Genomic DNA, 12,734 nt, shown 5'->3' on the forward strand with positions numbered 1-12,734 from the left:
CTTTTCTGCATGTCCTTTAAAAATCTTTTTAAAGTGCTGGAGACAATGCATCCGATTTCAGATGAGCTTCAGCGGGCGCTGATGAAAGAAATGACGCAACTGTCATATCCGAAGGATTATCTTCTTCATGAAGCCCCCTGGGTGGCGGACTATGCATACTTCCTGCATTCGGGATATGCAATGTCCTATTATTACCTGAAGGGAAAAAAGCGCGTTCAGTGCATCTGGACATCCGGACAGATCATGTTTCTCCCCACAAGCTTCATTGAAAAGGCACAGTCAAATGAACACATTGAGCTCGTTGCCAGCTGCGAATTGATCTGCATTAATCATACATCCGTGATTCGATTGTTCAGGGATTTTCCCGAAACAAACATCATTTACCGAAAGGTCATGAACCAGTACTATGACTCGGTGAAAGAACGCCTTATTGACATTCTCCTGCTAAGTGCACCGGAACGTTTGCAAAAACTTCTTGATCGTCTCCCGGAGATTGAGCAGATCCTGAATCAGGAAGATGTCGCTTCTTACCTCGGGATAACTCCTCAGTCGTTAAGTCGCATCAAGAGAAAATCTTAACAAGGGATAAGCCAAAGTCTGAACCTATGGCAACTGAAAGTCTGAACATCAAAATACCACTAATCTTATACAGAGCAATAACTTTATTATGTCAAATGAGAGGATCATGAAAAGCCGGGAAAACATCGTTGACATCATCTGCATACTATACATCATCCTGTTTATGTATGCGAGCATCAGCAAAATCCTTCAGTACTCTGATTTCATTATTCAACTGCAAAAGTCACCAATCCTGGTAGACATCAGTGGCTTTGTGAGCTGGTCCATTCCTGCCGTTGAGATTCTGATTGCTTTACTCCTGGTCTTTCAGACAACCAGGCAAATCGGGCTATACGCCTCTTTTGGACTCATGATGCTTTTTACGTTCTACATCATTTCAATTTTGGGATACAGTGAATATGTTCCCTGCTCCTGTGGTGGGATTCTTCAATCCCTGGGATGGACTGAACATTTATTTTTCAATATTGCATTTTGCCTTTTAGGTGTGGCAGCAATCGTTTTGCAGTCAAAGAGAAAAAGAACATCAATCGTATTCATAGCGTCAATCACATTATCAACGCTGATCATTGTCTTTGTCCTATTTCGTTTGACCTACCAGGACAATGAAAAATACAGTTCCTTCAACATACGATCATTTAGCGCATCAATTGGACAAAGAGATTCAGTCAACCTTGGATTTAACTCCTACTACTTTGCCGGCAAAGGAAATCACCTTCTCTTCCTGGGAAATGAAACAGCGCCCCAGATAGTCACCACCTTCAATCCGGCAACACGCGCACTCGATGCGAGAGCCATTACTTATGATGGAGCTCTAAGTTCAAATTCGCGACTATCAGTTAACACGGATCATTTCTACTTACACGATGGGACCATACCGGTCATCCTTTTCGGGCGGATGGACGACTTGATCGCCGAACCCTCTAAACTCACCTACCGTCATTTCACTGACATGGTTCCGTTAAGTCCAACTACATACGCCTTCCGGATCTCCGATAAGAGTGGTAAACAGCAGCTTGCCATTACCAGACTTGATTCCGGGCTTTCGATAAAACCCAATATACTTCGTGAACAGGTTGACGGAAGATTTGATGTTGATGGTAAGTTATTTTTCGATGAAAAAAATAAAAAGATTGGATATGTCTACCTGTATCGCAATCAATTCCTGGAACTGGATAGTGCGTTACATCTGCTTGCCATTCGAAATACGATTGACACGGTACGGACCGCCAAGATAAAAGTCAGTACCGTTGAGCAAGGTAATAAGATCTCTTCGGTCGTAATCCCAACCCTGACGGTTAATCTTCACGCATCCACTGGTTCTGACCTGCTGTTGATTCAATCAAACATACGGGCCAAGAATCAAACGAAGGAAGAATTTGAAAATTCGATCAGGCTGGATGTCTACCATTTTTTAAAAGGTGTTTACCTCGCCAGCATTAACATACCTATGGAAGACAAATCCACGTTCAGGGATCTGATCGTTTTTGAAACAGATCTATATCTGCTGATCGGAAATTCATTGATACGTTATGACATGGCAGACATTCTGCTGGAATGCAAGACTCTGTCATCACAAAGAAATTTTACTGGCCAGTAAAATGACTTCCAAGGAAGTCTGCCGTACCAGGGGACGGCAAAAGGGACACGATCGAAAACCCTTAAAAGAGTAGATCAAAATTTAATCCATAACAAAATGAAAAAGTTAAAATTATTCGCAGTCGTTCTCGGACTGATGTTAAGTGTTGCGGGCGTTTTCGCCAAGCCAGCACTATTCACTGTCCAGGGCAAAAAAGACATCCCTGGGGTATGTCCTGTTGTCGATGTTAACGATGATTGTTTGTCCAGTCATGGCGGTGCAATCTGCCAGGTTGACTTCACCAACGTTCTTGACATGTCTTGCAACGATCCGTTAAGAAGAACAAATTAGGTTGATAAAGGGAGGATGAAATATCCTCCCTTTTATTCAAGCATCTTTTTATCTCGAATCACGAGCATGTCAACCGGACGCTCAACGAGTTGAAATCGTATCCCGAATTTTGAAATCGCTTTATCGACTGCGGTTGGATCAATGGTATCAACTCCTTCTGCGCACATGCTCTTAATTCTTCCTTTGTATTCCGACTCATAAACAATCGGATATCTCCCCATGTAATACTTTTCACCTGCAAGACTGGCATTCCAGTTTCTGAGGAATTGCTGGATCGTAAAATTTTTAAAGCAGATCTCAGCCTCGTCTAATGACCCCGAAAACTCACCATCAACGGTTTTAAAAATCGTTGTGTCAGGAATGGTTAATGACACGTATTTGACAATTCTTTTTTCTATTCTTGATTCAAAACCGAACCAGTTATCAAGATCATTGGCCATAGCGCCTGACATTTTGAGCCATGAAGAATTTGGCGGGGCTGTCATTTTATAAGAATAAAGGCTGTCGGACTGTACCTTATTATAATAGTGCTTTCCCGGATTCCCATGCCGTTCGGATTCAAAAATAACACGATTGAAAGGCATAGGCTCGACGAATGAAAGTTCTCGTCTTGGTCTTGTAAAAAATTCACCGTAAGCAAACCTGTAAAGATCAATGATACTGCTCCTATGACACGATATCGCTGAGCCGCCTTCGGGAGTGAACATAATATTCGTAGGGCCATTAACGTCACCACTTGCGAGCTCGGATTGCCAAATCGCTTTCTGAGCGGTCTGAACTTTAACGGAAATAGAATCTTCTATGGGTTTTCCGTGGAGCAGGGCATCAACAATTCTATCTACATTCTCGGCCCCGAACACCTTTTTAACGAAACGACCGTCCTTCCCAAACACCATATACGTTGGCATTTCAACATGCTTAAGAATGACCTTTGTTAAAAGTGAATCCCCTAAAACAACCGGCAAGGAAATTTTTAGGCGCGGAATATTTGATCGTTTTGCAATGAGCCTTTCAACTTTAGCTTGATCCTCTGCATCGTTAACAAGGATTACCTGAACTTCCTTTCCATATTTCCGCTGGATGTCATGCATCTTGGGCATGGTTAAAATGCACCAGCCACAACTCGTTGTCCAGACATCAAGGACCGTCACCCGGCCTTTAAAGTCAATTGGTCTTTTTGATATTTGTGATGACTCCAGGAATGTAAAAGAAATTGAAGGCATCTCGTCACCCTCTTTTATTGGCGTATATTTTTTCTGAGCGATTGCTATCGCTACTGATGCGATTAGCGACATGCTCGTCAGGACTAAGACCTTGATAAATTGATATCTCATATTAGTATCCTGAATTTTGTGGGTTCAAGTTCGGATTAGCAGCAAGTTCTGTTTGAGGAATTGGATAGAGCAAGTCAGTTAATGCCCACCCCGGTTTTACTGGCTGCAGCACGGCATTGGCGCGATCCCAGCGTTTCAAATCAAGCCAGCGATGCCCCCACTCTGAAAAGAATTCAACCCTTCTCTCTTGTTCGATAGCCAACAGCAAATTATCCATCGTTGGAACGGGGATCTTCGTTTGAATGGAGGGCAGGCCCGCACGAGAACGGATCACGTCCAGGTCGCTCATGGACTCAGGTAATTTTCCTTGCCGGGCACGCGCCTCGGAACGAATCAGGTATTGTTCTGCCAAACGCAGGACCATTGAATATTCAGTAACGGGTTGGTTTAAAAGTCTGACTTTATACTTTAATGGAAAATAAATGACCGTAGCGGCAACCGTTTGATTTCCGGTCCAGTTTGTCTTCCGCTTATCTCCCACTTCAAACGAATTGATAAGCGAAGTGGTCAAAGATGCCGTTGACGGTAATGACGTAGAGGAGAAAGGGATGAACAGTGAACCTTCGTTCGTATTTTGACCCGTTACCACTGGCATAAGTTGCCAGATCGCTTCCGTGCTGTTCTTTAAAAAAGCAACATTGAGATCTGTTACCAGCTTGAAAAGAGTTGCCTGGTTAATTACCGTGGTTGAAACGCTTTCTGCATTGACCCAATCACCGCTATATAAATGAACCCTTGCAAGCATTGCCGAAGCCGCCCATGACGTGACCCGAACACGTTCACTACTGGTGAATTGAAAATCATTTGCAAGTAAGCCTTGTGCTTCCGTAAGATCCTGTTTGATCAGAGCGATCACCTGATCTTTCGTTGCCCGTTTGGAACTTGAATTGACAACATAGTCTGTGGATGTAGAAATTGGAATTTCACCATATAGATTCGTAAGGTAGAAGTGACAGAACGACCTGATAAACTTGGCTTCTCCCAAGAGCTGATTTCTAACGGCCGCGGTAATGGAGGTACTCTGCTGAAGACCCTCAATGGCAGAGTTGCAATAGTAAATAGATTTGTAAGCCCCGGCCCAAATAGCTGAATTACTGTTGGAGGTCGGAAGGACATTATTATTGTAGAACTCATCGAGCGCAGAACCATAACTGATCAACTCATCGGCCGAGGCTCCGCCAACGAATGTCACGCTTGAGCTAAGACCACTCGCAAAACCGGAACGCACCATCTCATGATAGATTCCTCTGATAGCAGCGGTCGCACTAACATCATCGGCATACACGATAGAGCTTACAGATTCTGTCTTTGGAGGGGCGATCTCTACAAAGCTTTCACAGGCATCGAGTGCAATCGTCACCAGGAATAAAATAATATATCGTTTCATGTTGTTCATTTTAAAAGGTCAATTGAGCGCCAATGGTCATCATCCGCAGGGGTGATAGAGATTTGACATTTTGAGGTTCAGGATCAGAGCCATTATAGTCTGTGATGACAAACAGGTTTTGGCCCTGAACGTAAAGCCTCACCTTTTCAGCCCTGATCTTTCCGGATACTGCCGCAGGCATCGTCCACGACAATGAAGCATTTTGTAACCGAATGAAAGAAGCATCGGAAAGAATTCCATCGCCATTGGAAATGGCATTTCCGAATGCGGTGGCTGCTACGCCGCCCTGAGTATATCGTTGAACATCCGTGATATCACCAGGTCGTTGCCACCGCTCCAGTACCAACGTCGGTTGGTTACCACGATAACCAGGTGGAAGTCCGATACTATACAAATAATTAAATCCAACCTGTTTTACGAATTGAAAGAAGAATTGCAATTCAAAATTTCCAACGGTTATCGTATTCTGAAGTCCACCATAATAATCGAAAGTCCGTTGCTTAAGGAATTGCGCGTCGACTGCTGTACTTAATACGCCATTATTATCAACATCTTCAAAGGAATACAAGCCGGTTTGAGGATCGACACCAAGGCTCTTATACTTCTTTACAACGAACAACGATTTGTCGACCGCATAGGTGTTGGCATAGCTGGACCCTTCAATGTTCGGATAACTTACCAGTCTATTGGTTGGCAGTGTGACGTTCAGGCTGGAACTCCACGAAAAACTTCCTCGGCGGATATTCAGATTAGAGACTACAATCTCTAAACCGGTATTTTGAATGACCGCCGGAAGGTTGCTTTGGATGGAAGTGAATCCCGCAACCGCAGGTAAGGTATAGCCCACCAGCTGGTTGGAAGATCGGTTATGATAGTAGCTCGCCGAAAATGCTAAACGATCATTGAAAAAGCCGAGTTCGATCCCTCCTTCAATCTTCTTGTTCTCTTCCCAGCTGTAGTCCGGATTGTATAATCGCGTTGGATATAGCCCTTTACCTCCCTGGTAGGTGTACTGAGTGGATGTATGCGTATCGAGGTATTGATAGTCCCCGATCTGATCACTACCGGTTACACCAAAGCTTCCTCTTAACTTTCCAAAGGAAAGTCCGGGAATGAAATTCTTGATAAAATCTTCACTTGAAAAAATCCAGGCTGCACCCACAGCCCCGAAATTTGCGAACTGCCGGTTAGGTCCAAATCGACTGGAACCGTCTCTCCTGCCTGTCAGATTAAGAATATACTTTTCCTTCCACGCGTAATTGATTCGTCCGAACACTGCGTGATACTTATACTCTGAATACTCAACGCCTGAGGGAGTAACTGTCGCAGCCGCTACTGGATTCTCAAGCTGTGTGTCGTTAATAAATCCGGAAGCGAAATATCCTGTCTTATCACGAATCGATTGTTGAAACGTTGTACCAAGTAACGCGGACAGTCTGCCCCCTCCAACCGCCTTTTGATATTCGATCTGTGGTTCAGCGATCCAGGATGTTATAGATCCGGTGGTGGTGTTCGAGGAACCCGTTGGATTGAAGGCCGGATTTTGTGCGGCGATTGGAGTGATGCTTCGCTCATTCGTATTGAGGTAATTCAATCCTGTATTGAGTTTCAATTTCAAACCCTTTGCTACTTCATATGATAAGGTAAGATTGCTGATCAAATTCCTGGTCTTGGCAGTGTAACTGCGCCTCATATCACCGTAAGGATTGTTCCATGTTCCATTTGACCAATTAAGCGATCCGTCAGGATTATAAATTTGGGGCGAATTGGGCGTTAACGAATATACCAGGCCTGTGAAGTCCGTTGTGGGCAGGACATTCTGATCAATCACAAAACTGGTGGAGAAATTCATCAGGAATTTTGAATCAAGGGAACTATGAGAAATATTGAAATGCATAGAACCCTTTTGATAATTGTAATCTCCGGGAAAGACGGTCGTTTGCTTCAGGTATCCGCCGCCGAATAGAAATTGCGTACTGGCATTCCCACCCGAAATACTTGCCTGTGCATTGGTAATCTTTGCCGTCCCTCCCAGCAACTCCTTCCTCCAATCAGTTTGCCTTGTTGTATCCCAGACCAGAAGATCAGGCGCATTGGAGATTGTTGGCGTAACTCCATCGTTCTTAAAAGCCTCCTTACGCATCCTGACATACTGGGAAGTATTAAGCATATCCATTTGCCGGCCCATTGAACCTATTCCCGTGTAAATATTGAGATCAACTTTCGTCTTTCCGCTTTTACCTTTCTTGGTTGTAATCAACACAACACCATTCGATCCGCGTGAACCATAGATCGCCGTGGCATCAGCATCCTTTAATACTTCGATACTTTCAATATCTGAAGGATTGATTGAGTTGAGCGGATTAGTACCGCCACGAATCACACCACCTCCCGCACTGAACATCGTGGCCGATGAAAAGGGAACGCCGTCAATGAGATATAGGGGCTCGTTGGCTGTTTGCCCTCTTATACTATTCATACCCCTTACTTGTATTATAAATGCATCACCAGGAATCCCGGAGTACTGCTGAACCTGAACACCCGCTATCCTGCCCTGCATTGCCTGCAAGGGATTCAGCACAGGTTGCGACGCGATTTGTTTCGAACTCATGCGTCCTATATTTCCGGTAAGCTCCTTGGAATCCACGTCGTAATAACCTGCGTGCACCGTTACTTCCTCTAGATTCCTCGCGTCCTCACTCATCGTTACATCAATAATTGTCTTGTCACCAACCACCGTTTCAAAAGAGACGAAGCCAATAAAGGAAAATACCAGAACGTCTTTCTCCCCTGCTTCCAGAGCAAATTTTCCTTCCGCATCGGTAGTCGTTCCAGACGCAGTTCCTTTGATGATAATATTTACACCGGCAATACCAGCCTTTGATTTCTCATCAATGACGGTTCCAGAAACGGTGAATAAGGGTCGGTCACCCACTTCAGAATTTTGAGATCTGTTGGGGTTCTTTCTGAGAGTAACCCTTGATTCCGATTCATGGATTTTAAAGGAGATGTTTTTAGGATGAAGCAGCTGTATTAGTGCTTCAACAAGCGACACACTATCCACATTAATCGAAACCTTTTCCGACGCATCCAACTGGTCATCCCGATAAATGAATTTCTTACCGGTTTGCTTTTCCAACTCTGTCAGTACATTCCCTATCTCCACTTCATTCATGTGCAGCGAAATTCTTGCCTGGGCTTGGGCCTGGACATTAGAATTGAATAAGCATGAAATCGCTAAAAAAATAATCACTGATAAATAGCGAATCCTGATTCCCGTGTTGAAAACAAACCATTGTCTGGTAAAAAAATCTCTCATAAATAATCGGTTAGAAGGTTCAAAATGAGACAAAGCAGTGGCAGACATCCCAACGAATGGAATGCGAACCGTAGAATTCAATGAACAATTGATACTTAAGACCTCACCTATCAGGTCGTATTGTGTGAGTTGTGTAGGCGTAGAACGATCATATCAATTACACCCATTTCCGGAAATGGTGACCGTTTTACCTTCAACTACATAGGTGAAATCAATAATGTCTGAAAGCATTTTTAAAGTGCTTTCAAGTGAATGATCAGTAAAGTCGGCCGTGATCGGACAATCTTTAAACTCTTTACCACGCTTTACCTGAACTTCAAATTTTTCCTCCATCCTGTCCAATACGTCCGTCACCCGCACATTACTGAACTGCATATTGTATTCCGTCTGTCGGGTAATCTTCGATATCTGGGTGGTGCTTAACTTTTCATCTTCCACTTTACGAAATGCACTGAACACGACACGTTCACGGGGAACAACTTGAATGCCTGCACTGTCTTTTTCAGAAATTACTTTCACTTTTCCGGTAAGCACGTCCAGGTAAAGACTGTCGTTGACAACTTTAAGATTAAAACTTGTTCCGAGAACTCTGACGGTCATGCTCCCGCATTGAATAACAAACGGTCTGGCCGGATCTTTCGCCACTTCAAATAAACCCTCTCCCGACAACTCGGCATAACGCGTCGGATCATTGGGCTTCTCGTAGTAGTTGAGCCGACTGTCTCCCTTCAGCCATACCAGTGTTCCATCATTGAGAATAAGTTTCTCAACAGTAGAGTTGTTGGATATCATCCAGACAAGAGCCGATATAGAAAGGATCAGTAGAAAGGAGGCGGCTATACCAATCGTCCAGGAACTAAGTCGCCGACGTCTTACAGGCAACGAATGTTTAAACTCATTTAAACCAAGATTACCGGTGATTTTTTTGAACAGATGTTCTTCTTGGGACTTTGTAAACTCGTCCTCAGAGAAATTTTCAGTTTTCGCCACATCCAGCCACGCCTCAATCTTCGCAGTCTCTTCCGGCGTCGTTTCGTTTGTTGCGTACTTCTCTAAGAGTTTATCAAAATTTGATTTTTCCATTCCTGAGGAGAATTTAACACACTGCTAATAGGTAAGTAATGTACAGTTCAAAACCTTAACGCTTTTCAGAGAATATTTTCTGAAAAAGTAACACCGCGAATAGGTCACCGGGAAGAACGCTCTGAGAGGAAGCTTCCATTCCAAGTTAAAAAAAATAGGCAACTGAATAAATAAGTGGTCAGGATTTTATTGGGCGGAAACCGGCCCGATAGGCAGTCCTCAGGCCTTTTAGGGCGTTTGAAAAATAGATTTCCACGGTCTGCGGGGTGACATTCATTTTTCTTGCAATCTCCTGGTTCGTCAACTGCTCATACACCCGGAGGTTAACTACCTCCTGATACCGTTGGGGAAGCTCACGCACACAACGCTGAATAATGGCGCTCGCTTCAGTTGGGCTCATCTGCAGTTCCTCGCTGTTGTCATATAGCAGTTCAAAAAATTTAAAGTGCTCTTCATACTTCTTCCGCACCAGGCTTCGCTGAAAATAACTGATGGCTTTGTATCGCACGGCACTGAACAAATAGGACGAAAGGTTGGTGATTGAAACGTTTCCACGGCGATTCCACAGCGACTCGAAAACATCCTGGACAATTTCCTCACAATCCTCCTTTATAGAAATACTCTTCCGGACATACCGGTACAGCTCCGACGCATACCGCGTATAGATGATTTCAAAAGCCTGCTCGTTATCCTGGGTAAGAAATGATACAAGCTCCTCGTCGGTATGGTGCTCTTCAAGGTTCAAATCACTGGTTATCGTTTCAACTGACAAACTGAAAAAAACAGCATTAAAAAACTGTCGCGAAAAAGATTCTTAATGAGCAAGGTAATGGGCGCCGCCTTGAAAAACCGCACATTTTGAGTAGATTTAGGCTCATTTAAGTATATTTAACAGTCAATTAAGTAGTGCCAAAAACACCAAAGAATGGAAGCAGAATTCACAGTATTGGAGAATACGCGGATCGGAAAGAATATCCTGAACTTCAGGAGGATCCGGGAAAAAAAAGCGAGTGAAGTCGCGCGGCACGTAGGTCTGAGCGAAGCGGCCTATACCAAGTATGAAAGAGGAGAAAGTCAGATTACTGTTACTTTCATCCAGAAGGTTGCCGAGTTTCTTGAAGTGGACCCATTGCAAATAATCTCTGCAAGTCCGTCAACTTTCTTCGAAAACGTCCACAATTCATCAATCTTAAATAACAGTAATTTTCACACCTTTTCAACTACAAGTGAAGAGCATTTGAAAATGCTGAACAAGTTAATGGAGTCTGTAATCTCTCTCAATGAGAGAATGGCCAAATTAATTGAAGGAAAAAAGGTAAACTAAATCAGTTGAGATTTCTTCCTCTGAACTGACACACCAGAAAGTATTTTGTTAAATGGAAATTAATCTGCTGAAGGGTAGCTGATATCTCGTTGGCCAGATCTTTTATTGATTTGTTTTCCATGTAACAAAGATAGTGCTGCCGCTGTATTTGCCCTTCAGTTAACGCCGACGGAAAACCTGACATTTTTTTAGTATCAGGATAGCTTCCTACAGAAAAAAATCTGCCTTCACTCATTAAGTTTTCACGACCGTCGTGACTATATCATGGGACCGGGAAGTACTTCAGGTTTTTAGTTTAGGTTAAGAAAGTACCCGGTCCCTTTTTATAAAGTCCATGGACGTCCAATGCTCTACGATATGCAAAAGGTTAAGGAATTCCTTCCTGAACTTCGCTTGCTGATTCATGAACTCGAACAGGATAAACGCCTGGCGGTTCACAGCCGAATCGATCAGTTCCATTATATGACGCGAGCAGAGGAACTCAAAATACTACTCGATCAGTACGAACGTGAGAAATCATGCCTCGATGCCACCGCCCAACTCATCCTTTCCCGGTACGACGACATCATCAAGCAATACAATAAAGACAAGGAATGGATCACAGGGATGAATTAACTGCGGTCAAGGTATTGCACCATCGTCACGAGCAAATTTCTGACAGATGACTTGGTGCCCTGCTCTACATTATAATATTTGGCCCTGAGGCTGTCGTAAGAAATCTGCTCCGATTTCTTGGTGATGATAAAGGTCGCGATGAACCTCAGCAACTCAGCGAGGTTTCCGTTCTGGATAATCTTTGTCTCAACAAATGCCTTCACCAGAAGGGACACCTGCGCGACGGAAACATCGAACTTCATCTTGAAACTGCCTTCAAAATTCACATCTCCCCTTGCCGAAGGGGCTGCCTGATTCTGAAACCGTGATTGGAATATGATTTCTTCATTGAGGTAGTCACTCATCATATGCTTCACGGACGGCATCTCGTCACAATAACTGATTCCCGGCTTTTGCGATGCCTGATTGACTGTCTTTAGCGCAAAGGAAAGCCGCTCAATCTTTTGAAGACAACTCTCCTCTGAACGCATCAGAGAATCAATATGATGGAAAAGATACCGTAGTGCCTCGTCGCTATTATAGTTCACATACAGGATGAGGTTACGGAGTGGTTCATTGATGTCTGATCCGGGTGCGTATTGCTCGAGAAGGCGGAACAACTCGGTCTGCATCAGGTTGCCATACATCACATTCCGGTAAGTAATGTTATCCGTTGTTTCCTTTTGAATGGCCCGGCCGATAGGATTCATCAGAACTGCAATAATTTCAGGATCGGCCCCTGCCTTTGACAACCGTTTCTTCAACCTGACAATATTACGTTGTGCTACCTTACCCGTTACCGCAAGGTAACTATGAGGCGCCTTTACATTCTGATCAAAATATTTCGAAAAGTACCGTTCGATGAACTGAAGCAATCCCGCCAGCACATTATAGAAATGGACGTTGAGGCGCATGGATGAAGTGTGATGATCCAACTCCTTTCTCGCAACTTCATCCATCAGCTGTATAATCGCCTGTTGATGGTATTGGATGTAACGCTCGAGGTGGCGTTCATCTTCAAAAGAAAATACCTCATTAATAAGGGTATTTCGTATGCGCTCGGATTCGGCCTTAAGCATATCTCTGGACACAGCGACGATCCGCTCATCTGCCTGGTCGTCCAGCCCGACGGCAATAAGACGTTCTATCTCCTGTAATTCGTATCTGACATTAGGTCCCATCTTCAT

General features: G+C 43.8%; 11 protein-coding genes. 5 read left to right on the top strand and 6 right to left on the bottom strand.

The window, feature by feature from the left end; translation table 11 throughout:
- The first annotated feature begins 9 nt into the window (after positions 1-9).
- The 3 genes from HOP08_00745 to HOP08_00755 all read left to right on the top strand — a co-directional run bounded on the left by HOP08_00745 (position 10) and on the right by HOP08_00755 (position 2,506).
- Complete coding sequence (locus tag HOP08_00745; GenBank protein ID NOT73423.1) at positions 10-579, top strand: Crp/Fnr family transcriptional regulator; 570 nt, start codon at positions 10-12, stop codon at positions 577-579.
- Positions 580-685: 106 nt separating this feature from the next.
- A complete protein-coding gene (locus tag HOP08_00750; protein NOT73424.1) occupies positions 686-2,176 on the top strand; it encodes a hypothetical protein in 1,491 nt (496 codons plus the stop codon).
- A 96-nt stretch (positions 2,177-2,272) separates the two neighbouring features.
- Positions 2,273-2,506, top strand: a complete 234-nt coding sequence (locus tag HOP08_00755) for a hypothetical protein (protein ID NOT73425.1) — start codon at positions 2,273-2,275, stop codon at positions 2,504-2,506.
- 32 nt (positions 2,507-2,538) lie between these two features.
- Here HOP08_00755 and HOP08_00760 read toward each other — a convergent pair whose 3' ends face one another.
- From HOP08_00760 to HOP08_00780, 5 genes are all read right to left on the bottom strand, one after another.
- Positions 2,539-3,801, bottom strand: a complete 1,263-nt coding sequence (locus HOP08_00760; protein NOT73426.1) for a TlpA family protein disulfide reductase — start codon at positions 3,799-3,801, stop codon at positions 2,539-2,541.
- 40 nt (positions 3,802-3,841) lie between these two features.
- Entirely contained in the window at positions 3,842-5,227 is a 1,386-nt protein-coding gene (locus HOP08_00765; GenBank protein NOT73427.1) for a RagB/SusD family nutrient uptake outer membrane protein, read from the bottom strand.
- A gap of 10 nt (positions 5,228-5,237) precedes the next feature.
- Positions 5,238-8,546: a SusC/RagA family TonB-linked outer membrane protein gene (locus tag HOP08_00770; GenBank protein NOT73428.1), complete on the bottom strand. Its 3,309-nt coding sequence runs from the start codon at positions 8,544-8,546 to the stop codon at positions 5,238-5,240.
- A 153-nt stretch (positions 8,547-8,699) separates the two neighbouring features.
- On the bottom strand, positions 8,700-9,629 hold the full coding sequence (locus HOP08_00775) for a FecR family protein (protein ID NOT73429.1): 930 nt from the start codon (positions 9,627-9,629) through the stop codon (positions 8,700-8,702).
- A gap of 178 nt (positions 9,630-9,807) precedes the next feature.
- Entirely contained in the window at positions 9,808-10,374 is a 567-nt protein-coding gene (locus HOP08_00780; GenBank protein ID NOT73430.1) for an RNA polymerase sigma-70 factor, read from the bottom strand.
- Positions 10,375-10,554: 180 nt separating this feature from the next.
- On the opposite strand from HOP08_00780, the gene HOP08_00785 reads away from it, so the two are divergent.
- Positions 10,555-10,953: a helix-turn-helix transcriptional regulator gene (locus HOP08_00785; GenBank protein ID NOT73431.1), complete on the top strand. Its 399-nt coding sequence runs from the start codon at positions 10,555-10,557 to the stop codon at positions 10,951-10,953.
- Positions 10,954-11,310: 357 nt separating this feature from the next.
- Complete coding sequence (locus tag HOP08_00790) at positions 11,311-11,568, top strand: hypothetical protein (protein NOT73432.1); 258 nt, start codon at positions 11,311-11,313, stop codon at positions 11,566-11,568.
- Here HOP08_00790 and HOP08_00795 read toward each other — a convergent pair.
- Positions 11,565-12,728: a hypothetical protein gene (locus HOP08_00795; protein NOT73433.1), complete on the bottom strand. Its 1,164-nt coding sequence runs from the start codon at positions 12,726-12,728 to the stop codon at positions 11,565-11,567. The two genes, HOP08_00790 and HOP08_00795, sit on opposite strands and share 4 nt — an antisense overlap.
- Between the last annotated feature and the right edge of the window lie 6 nt (positions 12,729-12,734).

It is taken from the genome of Cyclobacteriaceae bacterium, from assembly GCA_013141055.1.
Taxonomy (GTDB): Bacteria; Bacteroidota; Bacteroidia; order Cytophagales; family Cyclobacteriaceae; genus ELB16-189.

Excerpts from the sequence above, each read along its gene's own strand:
- HOP08_00745 (NOT73423.1), top strand. The coding sequence starts at position 10 with ATGTCCTTTAAAAATCTTTTTAAAGTGCTGGAGACAATGCATCCGATT.
- HOP08_00750 (NOT73424.1), top strand. The coding sequence starts at position 686 with ATGAAAAGCCGGGAAAACATCGTTGACATCATCTGCATACTATACATC.
- HOP08_00755 (NOT73425.1), top strand. The coding sequence starts at position 2,273 with ATGAAAAAGTTAAAATTATTCGCAGTCGTTCTCGGACTGATGTTAAGT.
- HOP08_00760 (NOT73426.1), bottom strand. The coding sequence starts at position 3,801 with ATGTCGCTAATCGCATCAGTAGCGATAGCAATCGCTCAGAAAAAATAT.
- HOP08_00765 (NOT73427.1), bottom strand. The coding sequence starts at position 5,227 with ATGAAACGATATATTATTTTATTCCTGGTGACGATTGCACTCGATGCC.
- HOP08_00770 (NOT73428.1), bottom strand. The coding sequence starts at position 8,546 with ATGAGAGATTTTTTTACCAGACAATGGTTTGTTTTCAACACGGGAATC.
- HOP08_00775 (NOT73429.1), bottom strand. The coding sequence starts at position 9,629 with ATGGAAAAATCAAATTTTGATAAACTCTTAGAGAAGTACGCAACAAAC.
- HOP08_00785 (NOT73431.1), top strand. The coding sequence starts at position 10,555 with ATGGAAGCAGAATTCACAGTATTGGAGAATACGCGGATCGGAAAGAAT.
- HOP08_00790 (NOT73432.1), top strand. The coding sequence starts at position 11,311 with ATGCAAAAGGTTAAGGAATTCCTTCCTGAACTTCGCTTGCTGATTCAT.
- HOP08_00795 (NOT73433.1), bottom strand. The coding sequence starts at position 12,728 with ATGGGACCTAATGTCAGATACGAATTACAGGAGATAGAACGTCTTATT.